Here is a 19884-nt window from a genome sequence, read left to right on the forward strand (position 1 = left end):
CCGACATGCAAGTGATTCTTCTCGAAAAAGTCCATAACCTCGGCGCCCTCGGCGATGTCGTCAAGGTCAAGGACGGCTACGCCCGCAACTTCCTGATCCCGACCGGCCAGGCCCGCCGCGCCACCAAGGACGCCCTGGCGGCCTTCGAGGCCCGCCGCGCCGAACTGGAAAAGGCCGCCGCTGCCAAGCTGGCCGCCGCTCAGGCCGTGGGTGAGAAGCTGGCCGCCACCACCCTCAAGCTCACGCAGAAGGCTGGTGTGGATGGCCGTCTGTTCGGCTCCGTCACCAACCACGACGTGGCCGACGAGCTGCACAAGCAAGGCTTCAAGGACGTGGTCAAGTCGCAGGTGCGCATGCCCAATGGCCCGCTCAAGGCCGTGGGCGACTACACCGTGCAGATCAACCTGCACACCGACGTCACGGTCGACGTGGCCGTCTCGGTGCTCGGCGAAACCGCCTGATCGCCGCGGACCCCCAGTCCGCCAGAAAGCCGCTGTCCTCGGGCAGCGGCTTTTTCTTTTCACCGGGCATGCACCGCATTCCCACCGGTTCTCCACAGGGTTGTCCCCTGACGAGGACTACCCGGGGGCGTACCATTCCCCTTTGCCCTGACGCCGCATGTCCACCGCCTTCTCCAGCCCATTTCCTGACCTTGGCAGCGGCCTTGACGAGACCGGTGACCGCCAGGTCGCGCAGCTCCGCGTTCCGCCGCACTCCATCGAAGCCGAGTCCAGCGTGCTTGGCGGCCTGTTGCTGGACAACGGCGCCTGGGACCGCGTCGCGGACCTGCTCAACGACTCCGACTTCTACCGTTACGAACACCGCCTGACGTACTCGGCCATCGCTGCGCTGGTCAATGCGTCCAAGCCGGCCGACGTGGTGACGGTGTTCGAGCACCTGCAGAACCTGGGCAAGGCCGACGAGGCGGGCGGGCTGGCCTACCTCAACTCGCTCGCGCAGTACGTGCCCAGTGCGGCCAACATCCGCCGCTACGCCGAGATCGTGCGCGAGCGCGCCGTGCTGCGAAAGCTCGTGGCCGCCAGCGACGAAATCGCCACCTCCGCCTTCAACCCGCAGGGCAAGCCGGTCGCCAAGATCCTCGACGAAGCCGAACAGAAGATCTTCAAGATCGGCGAGGAAGGCTCGCGCATGAAGGAGGGCTTCCAGTCGATGGACCGGCTGGTGGTTGAGCTGCTCGATCGCGTGCAGGAGATGGCCGACAACCCGCAGGACGTGACCGGCGTGCCCACCGGCTTCATCGACCTCGACCGCATGACCGCGGGCCTGCAGGGGGGCGATCTGATCGTGCTGGCGGCGCGTCCTTCGATGGGCAAGACCGCTTTCGCCATCAACATCGCCGAGCATGTGGCGCTGAACGAAGGCCTGCCCGTCGCCGTGTTCTCCATGGAAATGGGCGCGGCCCAGCTCGCGGTGCGTATCGTGGGCTCCATCGGCCGCATCAACCAGGGCCACCTGCGCACCGGCAAGCTCACCGACGACGAATGGCCGCGCCTGACGGAGGCCATCGAAAAGCTGCGCAACGTGTCGCTGCACATCGACGAGACGCCCGGCCTCACGCCCAGCGAGCTGCGCGCCAACGCGCGGCGCCTGGCGCGCACCTGCGGCAAGCTCGGTCTGATCGTGGTCGACTACCTGCAGCTCATGAGCGGCTCCAGCAGCGACGGCGGCGACAACCGGGCCACCGAACTCGGCGAGATCTCGCGTGGCCTGAAGATGCTGGCCAAGGAGCTGCAATGCCCGGTGATCGCGCTGTCGCAGCTCAACCGCTCGGTCGAACAGCGCACCGACAAGCGTCCCATGATGAGCGACCTGCGTGAATCGGGCGCCATCGAGCAGGACGCGGACATCATCATGTTCATCTACCGCGACGAGTACTACACCAAGGACGCCTGCAAAGAGCCGGGTGTGGCGGAGATCATCATCGGCAAGCAGCGAAACGGCCCCACGGGAACGGTCAAGCTGGCGTTCTTGAATATGTTGACCCGTTTCGAATCGCTCGTGGGCGGCGGCGACTACTGAGTCCCTTCACGCCGGAGAGGCGCGGGCGCCCGACCACCCTGACGCCCTAAGTTCTCACCATCTGCTGTTCTCTATGGCCCGGTCACACCAGTACCGGTAGGAGGACGCACATAGTTCGCGCCTCTTGATGCAGGGAGGACGCATGATCAGCCAGTCGCCACCATTGGATGTGCCCGCCGTGGTGCCACCGAGCCCCGCCACTTGGCGGGGCCACCCAGGCCCCGAGGGCGTGACGATCGGATCGCTGGCCCTGCCAGCCCAGGACACCACCATCCTGCGGGCGCTGGTGCGCTTGCTGGACGGGGCGTTGGGCATGGGGCTTCGGTACAGTGAGGACGTCGCCGGTTGCCATGTGGTCTTTGCCTCGCCGGCGGCACTGAGCACCTGCCCGGGCCGCACCACCGTCGTGGTCACCGACGCCGCCACCGTGCCGCTCGGGTGGGGTGGCCCGATCACCATCAGTTCTCCCTTGCGCATGATCGGCGTCATCACGGCCTTGCAACAGGCCTTGCCCCGGCGGCGGTCTTCGAACCCCCTGGATCGCCAGCGGTGGTTGTCCTCGCTGTTCGAGCGTCTGCGAGCGGCGCTTCGGAGCTGTGGCCACAGCGTTTTGCCGATCGGCGGAGGGCAGTTGCTCCGGCTCGATGCGGTGTCGCAGTCCATGCAGGCCACCGTTCCGGTCGAGCAGCTGCTCTCGCACGCGCATGACCTGGGTGCGCTGCGCCCGTGCACGGCGGCCGATGAAGACGCGCTGCAAGGGGCCGAGACGCATTCGCTGAGCGTGTTCCTGTGGCGCCTGAGCGCGACCATGGTGGAGGCGCGCGCGCCCCATCCGCCCTTGCGCGGCGCCTGGCGCCTGCGGCGCTGGCCTCAGGCCATGGGGCTCATGGCGCCGGGCCATCCGCACCTGGCGGCCTTGCTGTGGCGCCGGCCATACACCGCCCTGGAGTTGGCCGAGCGTGCAGGTTTGCCGCTGCCTGTGGTCCGGGCCTTCGTGCTCACGGGTGACGCGCTGGGCCTGGGCCAACTGGAAGAGGCCACCCATCCCCTGGACGTGGCCCGCGAAGCCGCGGCTTGGGGCCGGTTCAAACCCTTGCGCGAGAAGTGGCGGTTGTGGTGACCCCCGCCACGACACCCGCCGAATTCAAGATTGTCATCACCGGGCCCAGGGGGGCTGGCAAGGCCACCGCCAGCCGATCCATTGGTGAGGGCATCGCCGTGCCCATGAGCCTCGACGGAAGCGGGAGGGCGCTGGATGGCCTGCCCCCCGCCGCCGCCGGCGCGTTGGGCTTGATCGTGCTGGTCGACAACAGCCAAACCGACCCCATTGCCCAGGTGGAGTGGCACCTGCGAGTGCTGGCCGGGCCCATCGGGCCCCTGCCCACGGTGGTGGGCGTGGGGCGGCTGGAGACGCATCCCTGGCCCGGCGTCGAGGCCTACTGCGCTGGCCTGGAGGCGGCGGGCTGGCGCGTGCCGGTCATCGATGTCGACGTGCGCCGTGAGGCCGATGTCCGGCTGTTGCTCTCCGTTCTGGTGGGCCTGGCCGAGGCCGACGGGGGCGCGCCACCCGAATGAAGGCGGGCCTTAGAGCACTTCGGAGGCGAAGTCGGCGAGCCTTGAGCGTTCGCCACGCGCCAGCGTGATGTGCCCGCCGTGCGGCCAGCCCTTAAAGCGGTCCACCGCGTAGGTCAGGCCCGAGGAGCCTTCGGTGAGGTAGGGCGTGTCGATCTGCGCCAGGTTGCCCATGCAGATCATCTTGGTGCCCGGGCCCGCGCGCGTGATCAGCGTCTTCATCTGCTTGGGCGTCAGGTTCTGCGCCTCGTCGATGATCACGTACTTGTTCATGAAGGTCCGGCCGCGCATGAAGTTCATGCTTTTGACCTTGATGCGGCTGCGGATGAGTTCATTGGTGGCCGCGCGACCCCATTCGCCCGCATTGCCGCCGTCGCCCTTGGCCAGGAACTCCAGGTTGTCGTCCAGCGCGCCCATCCAGGGGCCCATCTTTTCTTCCTCGGTGCCGGGCAGGAAACCGATGTCTTCGCCCACGCTGACGGTGGCGCGGGTCATGATGATCTCGGTGTAGCGCCGGTCGTCCAGCACCTGCGTGAGGCCGGCGGCCAGTGCCATCAGCGTCTTGCCCGTGCCAGCCGTGCCGGCAAGCGTCACGAAGTCGATTTCGGGGTCCATCAGAAGGTTGAGGGCGAAGTTCTGCTCGCGGTTGCGGCTGGTGACTCCCCAGACGGCGTTCTTGAGGTGGGTGTAGTCCTTGAGCGTCTTGAGCACCGCGGTCTTGTCGCGGATCTCGGTCACGCGCGCGTACAGCGAGGGCTCGCCCGGCGCTTCGAAGTAGACGAACTGGTTGATGTGGAACTGGCCCACCGCCGGGCCGCTCACGCGGTAGAACGTGTGGCTGCCGCTCTGCCAGCTTTCGATGGTCTTGCTCTGGCGCGTCCAGAAGTCCTGTGGAAGGGCCAGCGAACCCGGGTACAACAGCTCACCGTCGTCCAGGGTCTTGTCGTTCTCGTAGTCCTCCGCGGCCAGACCCAATGCGCGCGCCTTCACGCGCATGTTGATGTCCTTGGACACCAGGATCACGTCGCGATCGGGGTGGCGCTGGCGCAGCGCCGCCACCACGCCGAGGATCTGGTTGTCGGCCTTGCCCTGGGGCAGGGACGGGGGCAACTCGCTCAGCAGCGGCTCGGTCTGGAAGAACAGCAGGCCGCGCGCGGATTGGTGGCCGGTGGCGGAGAGCTTCAGGCCCTTGGTCATGTCGCCACCGGCCTGGGCGGCCAGGGCGTCGAGCGTACGGCTGGTCTGGCGGCCGTTGCGGGCGACCTCGGTCATGCCCTTTTTGTGGCCGTCCAGCTCTTCCAGCACGATCATCGGCAGGTAGATGTCGTGTTCCTCGAAGCGGAAGAGGCTCATCGGATCGTGCAGCAGCACGTTCGTGTCGAGGACGAAGAGGCGGGCGGGGCCGCCGCTGGCCGCCTTGCCGCCGGCGCGGCGCCGCGGGGCGGCCACGGGCGAGGAGGGAGCGAGGCTGGTGGAGGCGGGCGCGGCCGGCTCGGGACGCTCGGCGCGGTCCTTGAGTTCCAGGGCGGGGGCCGGTGCGCGGCGGGTCTTGGCGGCCGGCGCGGGACGCGTTTTGCGCGGGGCGGGTGCGTCGACCGGTGCGGGCGCCGCCAGCGTATCGTCATCCGGGAGGATGTTCAGGCCGCCGGTGCGCTCGTCGAAATCTTCGAGGTTGGCGTTGGAGGCCTTGAGGGTGTAGGCGTCGGGGGCGAGGAGGGCGGCGCGTTTGGAGGGGGCGGGGGGCAGGGGCATGTGGGCTTGGCGTTCAGCGCGCGGGCTCGAAAAAACAAAAAGCCGCCGGGAAAACCGGGCGGCCTTGCGTGCGTCGGAGGGGGCGGAAACAGCGGTGGACAGGGAAGATGCCCGAAGACATGCGAATCACTATACACCTTCCGCATGTCACCGAAAGCGCGGTGACGCGGTGGGGCAGCGGGGTGTCGCTGCGCCGCACCACCAGGCGTTCAGGCGGCCTTTTTGAGCGCCTTGACGGCCTTGAGCACTTCCTCGACGTGGCCGGGAACCTTCAGGCCGCGCCACTCCTGGCGCAGCACGCCGTCGGGCCCGATCAGGAAGGTGCTGCGCTCGATGCCCTTGACCTTCTTGCCGTACATGATCTTGTTCTTGACCACGCCGAACATGTGGCACATCTTTTCCTCGGTGTCGGCAATGAGCTCGAAGGGCAGCTCCAGCTTGGCCTTGAAGTCATCGTGCGACTTCATGTTGTCGCGCGAGACGCCGAACACCTGGGCGCCGGCCTTGACGAAATCCTTGTACTTGTCGCGAAACTGCATGGCCTCGGTGGTGCAGCCAGGCGTATTGTCCTTGGGGTAGAAATACAGCACGAGCGTCTGACCGAGGTGGCTCTGGTGGCTGACCTTGACGCCGCCGGTGGCCAGGGATTCGAACTCGGGGATGGGTTTATTGACAACGACGGCCATGCTGTGGAGACCCCTGACGTAAGTGGATGGTGTTGCGTTGGCTGCCCGAGTGGCCGGACCGACGCTGCGCATGCATACGGAAGGTCTGACCGGGCAACAACCCAATATTTTACCTCTTTGGGGGCCCGATTACCCGGATACGGGCTGGGAACCACCTTCTTGTAGGAGGGCCGCCGCAACGCGGCGCCCTTCGCCGGCCAGGATGTTGTAGGTCCTGCAGGCGGCCGCTGTGTCCATGGTTTCCACGCCAATACCCCGTTCCAGCAGGGCCCGCAGCAGCCGGGGTGCAACGAAGCGCAGCCGCGCGCCGCTGCCGAAGACCACCAATTCCGGCGCCACGCCGGCCGGGTCCAGCAGTTCCTCGAAGTGCCCCGGGCCCAGGTCCTCGAAGCGCTGGCAGTTCCAGGGGCGCAGTTGCCCGCTGGCCGTGAGCACCACACTGGCCGTGTGGCGTTCGCCGTTGATCGCGATCCAGCCCTCGCCGAGGGCGGTGATGGCGAGTTGGTGGGGCGTGTCGGCGTGCAGTTTCATGGGGCGTTCGCGCCCTGGGCGAGCTGGAGAACTGTGGTCAAATCGCAAGTTTGCTCGTGACCGGCGCGGCATCCATCTTAGCCTTCCCGTGCCAGGCTTCCGCCCTCGGAGGGACTTTGAAGACCATCCAGAAATCCGCCAAGCTCGCCAACGTCTGCTACGACATCCGCGGTCCCATCATGGACGCGGCGCGGCAGATGGAGGAAGAGGGCCACAAGATCATCAAGCTCAACATCGGCAATCTGGCGGTGTTCGGTTTTGATGCGCCCGAGGAGATCCAGCAGGACATGATCCGCAACCTGCCGAATTCGGCGGGTTACTCCGACAGCAAGGGCATCTTCGCGGCGCGCAAGGCGGTGATGCACGAAACCCAGCTGCAGGGCATCCAGGGTGTCACCCTGGAGGACATCTACCTCGGCAACGGCGCCAGCGAGCTGATCGTGATGGCGACCAACGCGTTGCTCGACGATGGCGACGAGCTGCTGCTGCCGGCCCCCGACTACCCCCTGTGGACGGCGGCGGCCAGTCTGTCGGGTGGCACGCCCGTGCACTACATGTGCGACGAGTCCAAGGGCTGGATGCCCGACATCGAGGACATCCGCCGCAAGATCACGCCGGCCACCAAGGGCATCGTGGTCATCAACCCGAACAACCCCACCGGTGCGCTGTACCCCAAGGAACTGCTGCAGCAGATCGTGGGCCTGGCGCGCCAGCACGGCCTGGTGATCTTCGCCGACGAGGTCTACGACAAGGTGCTGTACGACGACGTCAAGCACGTGCCGATCGGCAGCCTGTCGAACGACGTGCTCACGCTCACCTTCAACTCGCTGTCCAAGAGCTACCGCTCCTGCGGCTACCGCGCGGGCTGGCTGGTGGTGTCGGGCGACAAGAAGCCCGCCAAGGACTACATCGAGGGCCTGAACATGCTCTCGAACATGCGCCTGTGCGCCAACGTGCCGGGCCAGTGGGCGATCCAGACCGCCCTCGGCGGCTACCAGAGCATCAACGACCTGGTGCAGGAGGGCGGGCGCCTGCGCCGCCAGCGCGACCTGGCCTACGAACTCATCACGGCGATCCCGGGGGTGAGCTGCGTCAAGCCGCAGGCGGCGCTCTACATGTTTCCGAAGCTCGATCCGGCGATGTACCCCGTGCAGGACGACCAGCAGCTGTTCCTGGAACTGCTGCAGGAAACGCGCGTGATGCTGGTGCAGGGATCGGGCTTCAACTACCCCGACAACCAGCACTTCCGCATCGTCTTCCTGCCGCACGAGGACGACCTGCGCGAGGCCATCGGCCGCGTCGCGCGCTTTCTCGAACACTGGCGAAAACGCCACGGCAACTGAGTTTTTCCTTTTTCACCGACCGATGAAACCGATTCAAGTGGGCCTGCTGGGCATTGGCACCGTGGGCAGCGGCACCTTCAACGTGCTGCAACGCAACCAAGAAGAGATCCGCCGCCGCGCCGGCCGCGGCATCCAGATCACCATGGTGGCCGACCTCGACGTGGCGCGCGCCAGGGCCGTGGTGGGTGAGGGCGTCACCGTCGTGGGCGATGCGCGCGAGGTGATCGCCAATCCCGACATCGACATCGTGATCGAGCTCATCGGCGGCTATGGCATCGCCAAGGCCCTGGTGATGGAGGCCATCTCGGCGGGCAAGCACGTGGTCACGGCCAACAAGGCCCTGCTCGCGGTGCACGGCACCGAGATCTTCGCGGCGGCCTCGGCGCGCGGCGTGATCGTGGCCTTCGAGGCCGCCGTGGCCGGTGGCATCCCCATCATCAAGGCGCTGCGCGAGGGCCTCTCGGCCAACCACATCGAGTGGATCGCCGGCATCATCAACGGCACCACCAACTTCATCCTCTCGGAGATGCGCGACAAGGGGCTCGACTTCGAGGTCGTGCTCAAGGAGGCGCAGCGCCTGGGCTATGCCGAAGCCGACCCGACCTTCGACATCGAGGGCGTGGACGCGGCGCACAAGGCGACCATCATGAGCGCCATCGCCTTCGGCATCCCGGTGCAGTTCCCCAAGGCCTATGTCGAGGGCATCACCCAGCTGTCGGCCACCGACATCCGCTACGCCGAGCAGCTGGGCTACCGCATCAAGTTGCTGGGCATCACCAAGCGCGCGCCGCGCGGCATCGAGCTGCGCGTGCACCCTTGTCTGGTGCCGGCCAAGCGCCTGCTGGCCAACGTCGAGGGGGCGATGAACGCGGTGGTGGTGCACGGCGACGCCGTGGGCACCACGCTGTACTACGGCAAGGGCGCGGGCAGCGAACCCACGGCCAGCGCCGTGATCGCCGATCTGGTGGACGTGACGCGCCTGCACACGGCCGACCCGCACCACCGCGTGCCGCACCTGGCCTTCCAGCCCGACGCCCTGAGCGACCTGCCGGTGCTGCCCATGAGCGAGGTGGTCACCAGCTACTACCTGCGCCTGCGTGTGGCCGACGAGGCCGGCGTGCTCGCCAAGGTCACGGGCGTGCTCGCGCTCAACGGCATCAGCATCGACGCCGTGCTGCAGCGCGAGGCCGACGAGGTGGGCGGCGAGGGCGCCACCAGCACCGACCTCATCATCCTCACGCACGACACGCGCGAAGGCACCATGGACAAGGTGCTGGCCGAGCTGCAGGCCCTGCCCACGGTGCTGTCGCCCATCGTGCGTATCCGCAAGGAAGAGCTCCGCTGATGCGTTACCTGTCCACGCGCGGCCACGCCGAACGCAAGCGCTTCTGCGAGATCCTGCTGGAAGGGCTGGCGCCCGACGGCGGCCTGTACCTGCCCGAGCGCTACCCGCAGGTGGACGCCGCCGCGCTGCAGCGCCTGCGCGCGGTCTTCAACGAAGGCAAGCCCGGCGGCTACGCGGCGCTGGCCTTTGAGATCCTCTCGCTCTACATCGACGACATTCCCGCGGCCGACCTGCGTGCCCTCTGCGAGCGCACCTACACCGAGGCGGTGTTCGGCAACCCGGCCATCGTGCCGCTCAAGCAGCTCGAGGACGGCTTCTACCTCGAGGCCCTGTCCAACGGCCCCACGCTGGCCTTCAAGGACATGGCCATGCAACTGCTGGGGCAGCTGTTCGAGTACGAGCTGGGCCGCCGCGGCGAGTCGCTCAACATCCTGGGCGCCACCAGCGGCGACACCGGCAGCGCGGCCGAGCATGCCATGAAGGGCAAGCGCGGCGTGCGCGTCTTCATGCTCAGCCCGCACGGCCGCATGAGCCCCTTCCAGCAGGCGCAGATGTTCAGCCTGACGGACCCGAACATCCACAACATCGCCATCGAGGGCGTGTTCGACGACTGCCAGGACATCGTCAAGGCCGTCAGCAACGACCTCGACTTCAAGCGCCGCCACAAGATCGGCACGGTCAACTCCATCAACTGGGCGCGGCTGCTGGCCCAGGTGGTCTATTACTTCGCCGGCTACTTCCAGGCCACCAGCGGAGCCCCCACGCTCCCCGCTGCGCGTGGTTCGCAGCCCCCCCAGGGGGCTGATTCGCCTGGGGGCGGTCCGGCGGCGAATCACAACGCCGAGCGCGTGAGCTTCACCGTGCCCAGCGGCAACTTCGGCAACGTCTGCGCGGGCCACGTGGCGCGGCAGATGGGCCTGCCCATCCACCGGCTGGTGGTGGCGACGAACGAGAACGACGTGCTCGACGAGTTCTTCCGCACCGGCGTCTACCGCGTGCGCGGCAGCGCCGACACGCACGAGACCTCCAGCCCCTCGATGGACATTTCCAAGGCGAGCAACTTCGAGCGCTTCGTCTTCGACCTCGTGGGCCGCGACCCGGCGCGCTGCAAGGCGCTGTTCGCCGACGCGCTGTCGCGCGAGGGCCGCTTCGACCTGAGCGGTGATGCCGTCTTCGCCGATGCCTCCGCGCACTACGGCTTCCAAAGCGGGCGCAGCACCCACGCCGACCGCCTGGCCACCATCCGCGAGGTCGACCGGCGCCACGCCGTGGTGATCGACACCCACACCGCCGATGGCGTCAAGGTGGCGCGCGAGCACCTCGAGCCCGGCGTGCCCATGGTGGTGCTGGAAACCGCGCTGCCGATCAAGTTCGCCGAGACCATCGTGGAGGCCCTGGGCCACGAGCCCGAGCGCCCGGCCGCCTACGTGGGCATCGAGTCGCTGCCCAAGCGCGTGACCGTGATGCCGGCCGACGTCGACCGGGTCAAGGCCTACATCGCCGAGCGCACCGCGGCCGCATGAGCGCCGCCGGGCCGTTCCCCAGGCGACCAGCCCCGCCGTGCGCGGCGCGGAGGGTGATCCGGTGAACGTCGTCGGCTTCGCGGGCTTCTCGGGTTCTGGCAAGACCACGCTGGTCGAACAGCTCATTCCCGCCCTGCGCCTGCGCGGCCACCGCGTCTCGGTCATCAAGCACGCGCACCACAGCTTCGACATCGACCACCCCGGCAAGGACACCTGGCGCCACCGCGAGGCCGGCGCCGTGGAGATCGTGGCCGCGTCGCCCCGGCGGGTGGTCTTCATGCGCGAGTTGGAGACCGAGGCCACGCACGACGTGCACGCGCTCATCGCGCGGCTCAGCGCCGAGGTGGACTGGGTACTGGTCGAGGGCTTCAAGGGCAGCAGCCTGCCCAAGATCGAGGTCTGGCGCCAGGCCAGCGGCCAGCCTGTGATCTACCCGTCGCAGCCCCGGGTGCTGGCCGTGGCCACCGACAGCCCCGCAGCCCTGCCCGAACCACCCGCACGCCCGGTGCTGGATTTGAACGCGCCCGATGACGTGGCCGCGTGGCTGGTCGACAATGCCAGCCGGTTCCACTACAGACCTCCCGACGCCCCATGAACGCTCCGGCCCGCGCGCCCCTGATGGCCCTGGACGACGCCCTGGCCGCCTTGCTCGGCCGCGCCACGCCCCTCGCCGACACCGACACGGTGCCCACCATCGACGCCGTGGGCCGCGTGCTGGCGCAGGACCTGGTGAGTGCCCTGCAGGTGCCGCCGCAAGACAACTCCTCCATGGATGGCTACGCCGTGCGCTGCGCCGACGTGACCGACAAAGGCGTGGTGCTGCCCATCAGCCAGCGCATCGCGGCCGGCCACGCGGGCGGGCCGCTGCAGCCCGGCACCTGCGCGCGCATCTTCACCGGCGCCCCCATGCCCGAAGGCGCCGACGCGGTGGTCATGCAGGAAGACACGCGCGAGGTCGGCGGCGACCTGCACGCGGTGCACATCGACAGCATTCCCGAACCCGGCCAGTGGGTACGCCGCTCGGGCGAGGACGTGGCGCGCGGCGCCACCGTGCTGGCGCGCGGCCAGCGCCTGGACGAAGGCGCCCTGGGACTGGCGGCCAGCCTGGGCCTGCCCCATCTGCGGGTGGTGCGCCGCCCGCGCGTGGCCCTGTTCTCCACCGGCGACGAGCTCGTGATGCCCGGCGAGGTGCCGCCCGAGGCCATGAAACCCGGCGCCATCTACAACTCCAACCGCTTCTTTCTGCGCGCACTGCTTCAGCGTTTCGGCTGCGAGGTAAGCGACCTCGGCATCGTGCCGGACCAGCGCGAGTCCACGCTGGCCGCGCTCAAGACGGCGGCCGACCACCACGACCTGATCCTCACCAGCGGCGGCGTGTCCGTGGGTGAGGAAGACCACATCAAGCCCTCGGTGCAGCAACTGGGCGGGCTCGACCTCTGGCAGATCGCCATGAAGCCCGGCAAGCCCTTCGCCTACGGCCATGTGCGGCGCGACGCGGGGGCGGGGCAGGGCGTGGGCAGCCATTGCCACTTCATCGGTCTGCCGGGCAACCCGGTGTCCAGCTACGTCACCTTCCTGCTGCTCGTGCGCCCCTTCCTGCTGCAGCTGCAGGGTGTCGCCGATCCGCGCGCCCTGCGCCTGCCCGCGGCACTGCCGCTGCGCGCCGACTTCAGCCTGCCGCGCGCCGACAGGCGCCGCGAGTTCCTGCGCGCGCGCCGCAACGCCAGCGGCGGCGTCGAGCTGTTCCCGAACCAGAGTTCGGGCGTGCTCACCTCCGTGGTCTGGGCCGACGGCCTGGTCGACAACCCCTCGGGCACCACCATCGCGCCGGGCGACACTGTGCGCTTCATCGCCCTGTCGGACCTGCTTGCATGAACACCATCCAGCTGCGCTACTTCGCCTCCATCCGCGAGGCCATCGGCACCGGCGCCGAGCGCCTGAGCACCGCCGCGCCCACGCTGGCGGCGCTGCGCGACGAACTCATCGCGCGCGGCGGCGCGCACGCGCAGGCGCTGGCGCGCGGCAAGGCCGTGCGCGTCTCGCTCAACCAGTCCATGGCCGACGAAAGCGCCGCGCTCGCCGACGGCGCCGAGGTGGCCTTCTTCCCGCCCGTGACCGGCGGTTGAGCATGGCCGCGCGCGTTTCCATCCAGACCGCCGACTTCGACCTGAGCACCGAGGTCGCGCTGCTGCGCCTGCAGGACAAGGGCGTGGGCGCGGTCTGCAGCTTCATCGGCACCGTGCGCGACCGCAACGACGGCCTGGCCGTCAGCGCGATGGAGCTGGAGCACTACCCTGGCATGACCGAAAAGGCCATCGAGGCCATGATCGACGAGGCCTTGCGGCGCTTCGACATCCTCGGTGCGCGGGTCATCCACCGCGTGGGGCCGCTGCAGCCACTGGACCAGATCGTGCTCGTGGTCGTCAGCGCCGCCCACCGGGGCCAGAGCTTCCAGGCCTGTGAGTTCCTGATGGACTACCTCAAGACCCAGGCGCCGTTCTGGAAGAAGGAGCAAACGCCCGAGGGCGCGCGCTGGGTCGACGCGCGCGTGAGCGACGACGCCGCGCTGGCCCGCTGGGGCCTGCCGGCGAACAACGCCTGAGGACCCAGGGCATGGACAGCGGCACCGTCGAGGCGATCGAACGCAACACGGTGCAGGCCGTGGCGCCCGAGCGGCTCGACGATGGCCTGACGGGCTGGCTGCTGCCCATGGACCGCGGCACCGTGGGGCGCGCGCAGTGCGCGGTGCCGCTGTCGCACGCGGCCCCCGATCCCGTCCTCATCGACGCCATCGCGGAGCGCTACCGCGCGCGTGGCTTTCCCGTGGCCTGGCGCCTGCCCGAATGGCCCGAGTGGGCGGCCTTCACCCAGGCCCTGGGCGAACGCGGCTTCCGGCGGACCCAGCCCACGCAGACCCACATCGCCGAGGTGGCCGAGCTGCTGCGCCGCCTGCCCGACCCGCCGCACGGCGTCGAGCTGCGCCTGGCCGATGCCCCGGACGCCGCCTGGCTCGCCATGTTCCTCGGCGAGGGCCTGGACCCGGTGGACGGCGCCAGCCGCTCGCGCGCGCTCTCGCGCGCCCAGGGCACGCGCTTCGTCAGCCTGAGCGAGGCGGGGCAGACCCTGGCCTGCGGCGCCGCCAGCGTCGGCCATGGCTGGCTGGGCGTGCACGGCATGCGCACGGCGGCGCGCCAGCGCGGGCGCGGGCTGGCGGGCATGGTGCTGCGCGCCATGGCCGGCGAGGCGCTGCGCCGCGGCATTCCACGCGTGTTCCTGCAGGTGGACGCCGGCAACGCGCCGGCGCTGGCGCTGTACCAGCGCGCGGGTTTCCAGCTGGCCTGGCCCTACGCCTACTGGCGCCGCTGAGGCCGGCGAGGCGGGCCGGCTTGACCTGGATCAAGCGCGGGCGTTGGCAGGGGGCCGGGCCGGCTTGAAAATGGCCCCATCGCCGCCATGTGCCTGGCAATCCACATTTTCGGAGCGCCCCTCCCATGCGTCTCGACAAACTCACCACCAAATTCCAGGAAGCCCTGGCCGACGCCCAGTCGCTCGCGCTGGGCAATGACCACGCCTACATCGAACCCGTGCACCTGCTGCTGGCCATGCTGCGCCAGACCGACGGGCCAGTGTCCATCCTGCAGCGCGCCGGCGTGAACGTGCCCGGCCTCGTGCAGGCGGCCGAGGCGGCCGTCAAGCGGCTGCCCCAGGTGCAGGGCCAAGAACAGGTGCAGGTCGGCCCCGAGCTGGCCAAGCTGCTCCAGGCCACCGAAAAGGACGGCATCAAGCGCGGCGACGCCTTCATCGCCAGCGAACTCTTCCTGCTCGCCGTGGCCGACGCCAAGGGCGAACTGGGCCGCATCGCCAACGAGAACGGGCTGTCGCGCAAGAGCCTGGAGGCGGCCATCGCCGCCGTGCGTGGCGGCCAGCAGGTCAACAGCCCCGAGGCCGAGGGCCAGCGCGAGGCGCTCAAGAAATACACCATGGACCTGACCGAGCGCGCCCGCGCGGGCAAGCTCGACCCGGTGATCGGCCGCGACGACGAGATCCGCCGCGCCATCCAGGTGCTGCAGCGGCGCAGCAAGAACAACCCCGTGCTGATCGGCGAGCCCGGCGTGGGCAAGACCGCCATCGTCGAGGGCCTGGCCCAGCGCATCGTGGCCGGCGAGGTGCCCGACAGCCTGAAGGGCAAGCGCGTGCTCAGCCTGGACATGGCCGCTCTCCTGGCCGGCGCCAAGTACCGCGGCGAGTTCGAGGAGCGCCTCAAGAGCGTGCTGAACGAACTGGCCAAGGACGAAGGCCAGACCATCGTCTTCATCGACGAGCTGCACACCATGGTCGGTGCCGGCAAGGCCGAAGGCGCCATGGACGCGGGCAACATGCTCAAGCCCGCGCTGGCGCGCGGCGAATTGCACTGCGTGGGCGCCACCACGCTGGACGAGTACCGCAAGTACATCGAGAAGGACGCCGCGCTGGAGCGCCGCTTCCAGAAGATCCTGGTGGACGAGCCGTCGGTGGAGGCCACCATTGCCATCCTGCGCGGCCTGCAGGAAAAGTACGAGGTGCACCACGGCGTGGAGATCACCGATCCGGCCATCGTGGCCGCGGCCGAGCTGAGCCACCGCTACATCACCGACCGCTTCCTGCCCGACAAGGCCATCGACCTGATCGATGAGGCCGCGGCCAAGATCAAGATCGAGATCGACTCCAAGCCCGAGGCCATGGACCGGCTGGACCGCCGGCTCATCCAGCTGCAGATCGAGCGCGAGGCCATCAGGAAGGAAACCGACGAGGCCTCGCAGAAGCGCCTGGGCCTGATCGACGAGGAGATCGACCGGCTCAAGCGCGAGCTGGCCGACCTGGAGGAGATCTGGAAGGCCGAGAAGGCCCAGGCCCAGGGCTCGGCCCAGGTGAAGGAAGAGATCGACAAGCTGCGCCACCAGATCGAGGAGTTCACCCGCAAGGGCGACTTCAACAAGGTCGCCGAGCTGCAATACGGCAAGCTGCCTGAACTGGAAAAGCGCCTGAAGGACGCCCAGGCGGCCGAGACCGGCAAGAAGGCCGGCGGCCGCCCGCAGTTGCTGCGCACCCAGGTCGGCGCCGAAGAGATCGCCGAGGTGGTGGCGCGCGCCACCGGCATTCCGGTGAGCAAGCTCATGCAGGGCGAGCGCGACAAGCTGCTGCAGATGGAAGACCGCCTGCACCAGCGCGTGGTCGGCCAGGACGAGGCCATCAGCGCGGTGGCCAACGCCATCCGCCGCTCGCGCTCGGGCCTGTCCGACCCGAACCGGCCCACCGGCTCCTTCCTGTTCCTCGGCCCCACCGGCGTGGGCAAGACCGAGCTGTGCAAGGCGCTGGCGGGCTTCCTGTTCGACAGCGAAGACCACCTCGTGCGCATCGACATGAGCGAGTTCATGGAGAAGCACTCGGTCGCGCGCCTGATCGGTGCGCCGCCCGGCTACGTGGGCTACGAGGAGGGCGGCTACCTCACCGAAGCGGTGCGCCGCAAGCCCTACTCGGTGCTGCTGCTCGACGAGGTGGAGAAAGCCCACCCCGACGTCTTCAACGTGCTGCTGCAGGTGCTCGACGACGGTCGCCTCACCGATGGCCAGGGCCGCACCGTGGACTTCAAGAACACCGTGATCGTGATGACCAGCAACATCGGCTCGCACATGATCCAGTCCATGGTCGGCCAGCCCTACGACGAGGTGAAGGAAGCCGTGTGGGGCGAGCTCAAGGGCTACTTCCGCCCCGAGTTCCTCAACCGCATCGACGAGACCGTGGTATTCCACGCGCTCGACGCCAAGAACATCGAGGCGATCGCCGCCATCCAGCTGCAGGCGCTGCAGGCGCGGCTGCAGAAGATGGACCTCAAGCTCGAGGTCTCGCCGGCGGCGCTGGGCGAGCTGGCCAAGGTCGGCTTCGACCCGGTGTTTGGCGCGCGCCCGCTCAAGCGCGCGATCCAGCAGCGCATCGAGAACCCGCTGTCCAAGCTGCTGCTGGAGGGCCGCTACCCGCCCAAGTCGGCCATTCCGGTCGACGTGGACCCGGTGCGCAACCCGGGCGTGTTCGAGTTCGGCGAGCCGCTGCCCATGGCCTGATGCGCCGCCGCGCGTGGCGGCGCGGCCGGCCCTCAGGCCGCCTCGTCGTCCGCGTCGGCCAGCGCCGGTGCCTGGTTGTCCAGCAGATAGCCCTGCGCGGTCAGGCGGCGGGCCAGTTCGTGCACGTCCTCGTCCAGCAGGCGCGAGAGTTCGCGCAAGCTGCGCCGGCCGTTGGCCATCAGCAGCAGGGTGTGCGCCCGGCGGTCCAGCCCGTCGGGGCGGGCCAGCGCCTCCCAGGCGCGCGGCGTCTTCGTGTAGAGATGGCCTTCCATGTTCCTGAAGCGTGCATGGGTGGCGTGACTTCACCGTGAAACCGCGCCAGGCACCCAGGCATACAAGTTCCGGGCCAGGCGCGGGCGCCCGCCTGCGGGGCCGTCCGGCAGCCCCGGGCGACCGGTTGGAGCCCCAGGGGCTACCCCTGTCCGGAAATCGGCCGATCACCACTTCGTTCACACCCCGGGCGGCTATAACCGTGACCTGCATCACGTGATGCTTTCATCACTGGTGACCGCCGCTCCCCTGGCCCCTTTGCCGACATGACCGTTCCCTCTCCCTTGCTGGAGCAGTGCTTCGAGGAAGCCGTCCGCCACGCCGCGCCCATGCTGGGGCGCTGCATCGACGTGGGCGTGTCCTCCCTGCAGGCCGAGGAGAAGGACATGCGCGAGGTGGCCGCGCGCGACCGCGCGGCGCGGTCCTGGTTCGCGCTGCTCAAGCACCGCAACGGCTGGGGCCCCAATTTCGCGCAGCGCCTGAAAGCGGCCTTTCACACCGGGTACAACGAAGGCAATACCTCCAGCCTGGCCTTGCTGTCCAACACCGAGCTGCTGGCGCTGGTGGACGACAACGCGGTGGCCGAGTCGATCGAGTCCGCCAAGCTGCTGCAGAACCTGCTGCCCGAGGTGGAGCAGGCCCTGGCCGTGCTCGACGCCCGCATGAGCTCGCTCATCGGCCTGGACACCGTGCACGCCGAGAAAAACCCGCTGCGCCCCTCGGTCTACGTGCGGGTGCTGCGCGAGATGCTGACCGCCAGCGAGAGCGACGCCGAGGTGCGCACGCTCTGGATGCGCCACCTGGCCCCGGTGCTGGGCCGCGAGCTGCGCGGCCTGTACGAAAACCTGGCGCTGATGCTGCAGCGCGCGAACGTGCAGGAGGCCAGCTACCGCGTGCGCCTGGTGGCCGATCCGCAGGCCACGCGGCCCGCGCAGCCCAAGCGCGACCTGCTCGATTTCGGCTTCACGCCCAGTGGCGTGGCCACCGAGGCCGCGCCGGCCCGGCCCGAGCCGGTCCATCCCTTCATGCCGGCCATGGGCGATCTGGCGCGCGCCCACCCCACGCTCGACCACGACGTGATGCAGCAGTTCCTGCAGCAGGGCGGCGAGGAGTACGCGCAGGCACTGAACGAGCAGTATTTCCGCCAGCTCGATCGCGAAATGGCCGCGATGCAGGCCGAGGCCTCGTTGCCCGTGCTCGACGACGCGGTGCTCGAAGAGGAGCGCACGCGTTTTCGCGACCTGCCCGTGGTGGACCGCCCGGCGCGCGGCGTCAGCATCGGCTCCCAGCTCAAGGCCGAGGCCTGGGGCGATTTCGCCAGCGCCGTCGCGCGCACGCGCGCGCTGCTCGACCTCAAGCGCCAGGCCCGCTCGGTGGGCCAGGCCATCGGCCTGGACGTGGTGCGCAAGCTGGTCAACCAGGTGGCGCGCGACCCGCTGCTGCTGGCGCCGGTGCGCGAGGCCGTGGTGGCGCTGGAGCCCGCGCTGCTCAGCCAGGCGCTGACCGAGCCGCGCTACTTCAACGAAGACGCCCACCCCGCGCGCCGCCTCGTCGAAAGCGTGGCGCAGCGCAGCTTCCGCTACAACGACGAGTTCAGCGAGGAGTTCGAATCCTTCTTTGGGCCGGTGCGTGATGCCTTCCGCCAGCTCAACGAGCGCGCCAGCAAGGAGCCCAAGGCCTTTGGCGAGGCGCTCGACAAGCTGCGCGGCCACTGGCGCTCGCAAGACGACCGCGAACAGCAGCTGCAGAACGACCGCCTGCACGCCCTGCGCCACGCCGAAGAGCGCCAGGCCCTGGCCGACCGCACCGCCTGGGATCTGAGCCAGCGCCCCGACGTGGAGAACGCGCCGGGTTTCATTCTGGATTTCATCTATGGCAGCTGGGCCCTGGTGCTGGCGCAGGCCGAAATGGGCCTGCCCGACAGCCAGGCCGAGCTCAACGCCTACCGCAAGGCGGTCACCGACCTGCTGTGGAGCATCCGCAAGGAAGTGACCCTGCGCCGCCCGGCCGACCTGTTCCGCATCGTGCCCGGCCTCATCAAGACCCTGCACCAGGGGCTGGACGCCCTGGGCAAGACGCGCGAGGAAACCCAGCCCTTCTTCGACGCCCTGATGCGCCTGCACGAACCCGTGCTGGGCCTGCGCCGCGCCAAGGTGCGCAGCGACTCGGGCCATTCCGACCCGATCCCGCTGGAACCCGCCTTCGACCCCACCCGGCTCGACGAATTCGCCCCGGCCACGCCCGAGCAGCGCCTGCCCAAGGCGGCGGCGCAACCCTGGCTGGGCCAGAAGGAGCTGGCCAACGCCGGTTTCGAGGACACCCTGGCCTCCGACCTGGGCAGCCTGCACGGCGAGGGGGATTCCGACCACGCGCCGCTGGAGGAGCCGGCCATGGACGCCGAGCAGCTGCTGATGTCGCTGCGCGAAGGCACCTGGGTCGACATGTACTCGCACGGCGAGTGGCTGCGCGCCCAGCTCATCTGGGCCAGCACGCGCGGCACCCTGTTCATGTTCACCAGCCGCGGCGGCCGGGCGCACTCCATGACCAAGCGCGTCTGCGTGCGCCTCATCCGCAACCGCTGGCTGCGTCCGGTGGAGGCCCGTCCGGTGGTGCAGACGGCGCTGGACACGGTGCTGGCCTCGGGCGCGCCGCCGGTGCTCGAGCCGGTCAGCGTGCAATAAGGGCCCACCTCTGCCGCCCGGCGTGCCCCTCAAGGGGCGGCGC

18 protein-coding genes are annotated in these 19884 nt (G+C 69.1%); 14 read left to right on the forward strand and 4 right to left on the reverse strand.

Annotation, left to right across the window (positions count from 1 at the left end; all coding sequences use genetic code 11):
• Positions 1–5: 5 nt before the first annotated feature.
• From rplI to JNX00_RS10180, 4 genes are all read left to right on the forward strand, one after another.
• Complete coding sequence (gene rplI / locus JNX00_RS10165) at positions 6–461, forward strand: 50S ribosomal protein L9 (protein ID WP_070397864.1); 456 nt, start codon at positions 6–8, stop codon at positions 459–461.
• A 157-nt stretch (positions 462–618) separates the two neighbouring features.
• Positions 619–2040, forward strand: coding sequence for a replicative DNA helicase (gene dnaB, locus JNX00_RS10170; RefSeq protein ID WP_070397863.1), 1422 nt, complete (start codon positions 619–621; stop codon positions 2038–2040).
• Positions 2041–2269: 229 nt separating this feature from the next.
• Positions 2270–3160, forward strand: a complete 891-nt coding sequence (locus JNX00_RS10175) for a hypothetical protein (RefSeq protein WP_204744867.1) — start codon at positions 2270–2272, stop codon at positions 3158–3160.
• A 104-nt stretch (positions 3161–3264) separates the two neighbouring features.
• Positions 3265–3615, forward strand: coding sequence for a hypothetical protein (locus JNX00_RS10180; RefSeq protein ID WP_204744868.1), 351 nt, complete (start codon positions 3265–3267; stop codon positions 3613–3615).
• 9 nt (positions 3616–3624) lie between these two features.
• Here JNX00_RS10180 and JNX00_RS10185 read toward each other — a convergent pair whose 3' ends face one another.
• The 3 genes from JNX00_RS10185 to JNX00_RS10195 all read right to left on the reverse strand — a co-directional run bounded on the left by JNX00_RS10185 (position 3625) and on the right by JNX00_RS10195 (position 6581).
• Positions 3625–5364 (reverse strand): PhoH family protein, encoded by a 1740-nt coding sequence (locus JNX00_RS10185; protein WP_204744869.1) that lies wholly within the window; start codon positions 5362–5364, stop codon positions 3625–3627.
• A gap of 209 nt (positions 5365–5573) precedes the next feature.
• Complete coding sequence (locus tag JNX00_RS10190) at positions 5574–6050, reverse strand: peroxiredoxin (protein ID WP_070397859.1); 477 nt, start codon at positions 6048–6050, stop codon at positions 5574–5576.
• Between the two features lie 129 nt (positions 6051–6179).
• Entirely contained in the window at positions 6180–6581 is a 402-nt protein-coding gene (locus tag JNX00_RS10195) for an Mth938-like domain-containing protein (RefSeq protein ID WP_070397858.1), read from the reverse strand.
• A gap of 116 nt (positions 6582–6697) precedes the next feature.
• On the opposite strand from JNX00_RS10195, the gene JNX00_RS10200 reads away from it, so the two are divergent.
• The 9 genes from JNX00_RS10200 to clpB all read left to right on the forward strand — a co-directional run bounded on the left by JNX00_RS10200 (position 6698) and on the right by clpB (position 16890).
• Complete coding sequence (locus JNX00_RS10200; RefSeq protein ID WP_070397857.1) at positions 6698–7924, forward strand: pyridoxal phosphate-dependent aminotransferase; 1227 nt, start codon at positions 6698–6700, stop codon at positions 7922–7924.
• Between the two features lie 22 nt (positions 7925–7946).
• Positions 7947–9269: a homoserine dehydrogenase gene (locus JNX00_RS10205; protein WP_070397856.1), complete on the forward strand. Its 1323-nt coding sequence runs from the start codon at positions 7947–7949 to the stop codon at positions 9267–9269.
• Positions 9269–10792 carry a threonine synthase gene (locus tag JNX00_RS10210; protein ID WP_204744870.1) on the forward strand — a complete coding sequence of 508 codons (1524 nt, stop codon included), beginning with the start codon at positions 9269–9271 and terminating at the stop codon, positions 10790–10792. The genes JNX00_RS10205 and JNX00_RS10210 overlap by 1 nt, the downstream gene beginning before the upstream one ends.
• Before the next feature lie 61 nt (positions 10793–10853).
• Positions 10854–11387 (forward strand): molybdopterin-guanine dinucleotide biosynthesis protein B, encoded by a 534-nt coding sequence (gene mobB / locus JNX00_RS10215; RefSeq protein WP_204744871.1) that lies wholly within the window; start codon positions 10854–10856, stop codon positions 11385–11387.
• The gene (gene glp / locus JNX00_RS10220) at positions 11384–12667 is read left to right on the forward strand and encodes a gephyrin-like molybdotransferase Glp (protein ID WP_204744872.1); all 1284 of its coding nucleotides are present in this window, start codon (positions 11384–11386) and stop codon (positions 12665–12667) included. Before mobB ends, glp begins: the two co-directional genes overlap by 4 nt.
• Positions 12664–12918 carry a molybdopterin converting factor subunit 1 gene (gene moaD, locus JNX00_RS10225; RefSeq protein WP_204744873.1) on the forward strand — a complete coding sequence of 85 codons (255 nt, stop codon included), beginning with the start codon at positions 12664–12666 and terminating at the stop codon, positions 12916–12918. The genes glp and moaD overlap by 4 nt, the downstream gene beginning before the upstream one ends.
• A 2-nt stretch (positions 12919–12920) precedes the next feature.
• The gene (locus JNX00_RS10230; RefSeq protein WP_070397852.1) at positions 12921–13394 is read left to right on the forward strand and encodes a molybdenum cofactor biosynthesis protein MoaE; all 474 of its coding nucleotides are present in this window, start codon (positions 12921–12923) and stop codon (positions 13392–13394) included.
• A gap of 11 nt (positions 13395–13405) precedes the next feature.
• Positions 13406–14158, forward strand: coding sequence for a GNAT family N-acetyltransferase (locus JNX00_RS10235; protein ID WP_204744874.1), 753 nt, complete (start codon positions 13406–13408; stop codon positions 14156–14158).
• A 125-nt stretch (positions 14159–14283) separates the two neighbouring features.
• Positions 14284–16890, forward strand: a complete 2607-nt coding sequence (gene clpB / locus JNX00_RS10240) for an ATP-dependent chaperone ClpB (RefSeq protein WP_070397850.1) — start codon at positions 14284–14286, stop codon at positions 16888–16890.
• A 32-nt stretch (positions 16891–16922) separates the two neighbouring features.
• Here clpB and JNX00_RS10245 read toward each other — a convergent pair whose 3' ends face one another.
• The gene (locus JNX00_RS10245) at positions 16923–17162 is read right to left on the reverse strand and encodes a hypothetical protein (protein WP_070397849.1); all 240 of its coding nucleotides are present in this window, start codon (positions 17160–17162) and stop codon (positions 16923–16925) included.
• A 264-nt stretch (positions 17163–17426) separates the two neighbouring features.
• On the opposite strand from JNX00_RS10245, the gene JNX00_RS10250 reads away from it, so the two are divergent.
• The gene (locus JNX00_RS10250) at positions 17427–19841 is read left to right on the forward strand and encodes a DUF1631 family protein (RefSeq protein WP_204744875.1); all 2415 of its coding nucleotides are present in this window, start codon (positions 17427–17429) and stop codon (positions 19839–19841) included.
• Positions 19842–19884: the final 43 nt, after the last annotated feature.

The organism is Hydrogenophaga sp. YM1, from assembly GCF_016903055.1.
Lineage (GTDB): Bacteria > Pseudomonadota > Gammaproteobacteria > Burkholderiales > Burkholderiaceae_C > Hydrogenophaga > Hydrogenophaga borbori.

Excerpts from the sequence above, each read along its gene's own strand:
- rplI (WP_070397864.1), top strand. The coding sequence starts at position 6 with ATGCAAGTGATTCTTCTCGAAAAAGTCCATAACCTCGGCGCCCTCGGC.
- dnaB (WP_070397863.1), top strand. The coding sequence starts at position 619 with ATGTCCACCGCCTTCTCCAGCCCATTTCCTGACCTTGGCAGCGGCCTT.
- JNX00_RS10180 (WP_204744868.1), top strand. The coding sequence starts at position 3,265 with ATGAGCCTCGACGGAAGCGGGAGGGCGCTGGATGGCCTGCCCCCCGCC.
- JNX00_RS10185 (WP_204744869.1), bottom strand. The coding sequence starts at position 5,364 with ATGCCCCTGCCCCCCGCCCCCTCCAAACGCGCCGCCCTCCTCGCCCCC.
- JNX00_RS10190 (WP_070397859.1), bottom strand. The coding sequence starts at position 6,050 with ATGGCCGTCGTTGTCAATAAACCCATCCCCGAGTTCGAATCCCTGGCC.
- JNX00_RS10195 (WP_070397858.1), bottom strand. The coding sequence starts at position 6,581 with ATGAAACTGCACGCCGACACGCCCCACCAACTCGCCATCACCGCCCTC.
- JNX00_RS10205 (WP_070397856.1), top strand. The coding sequence starts at position 7,947 with ATGAAACCGATTCAAGTGGGCCTGCTGGGCATTGGCACCGTGGGCAGC.
- JNX00_RS10210 (WP_204744870.1), top strand. The coding sequence starts at position 9,269 with ATGCGTTACCTGTCCACGCGCGGCCACGCCGAACGCAAGCGCTTCTGC.
- glp (WP_204744872.1), top strand. The coding sequence starts at position 11,384 with ATGAACGCTCCGGCCCGCGCGCCCCTGATGGCCCTGGACGACGCCCTG.
- moaD (WP_204744873.1), top strand. The coding sequence starts at position 12,664 with ATGAACACCATCCAGCTGCGCTACTTCGCCTCCATCCGCGAGGCCATC.
- JNX00_RS10230 (WP_070397852.1), top strand. The coding sequence starts at position 12,921 with ATGGCCGCGCGCGTTTCCATCCAGACCGCCGACTTCGACCTGAGCACC.
- JNX00_RS10235 (WP_204744874.1), top strand. The coding sequence starts at position 13,406 with ATGGACAGCGGCACCGTCGAGGCGATCGAACGCAACACGGTGCAGGCC.
- clpB (WP_070397850.1), top strand. The coding sequence starts at position 14,284 with ATGCGTCTCGACAAACTCACCACCAAATTCCAGGAAGCCCTGGCCGAC.
- JNX00_RS10245 (WP_070397849.1), bottom strand. The coding sequence starts at position 17,162 with ATGGAAGGCCATCTCTACACGAAGACGCCGCGCGCCTGGGAGGCGCTG.
- JNX00_RS10250 (WP_204744875.1), top strand. The coding sequence starts at position 17,427 with ATGACCGTTCCCTCTCCCTTGCTGGAGCAGTGCTTCGAGGAAGCCGTC.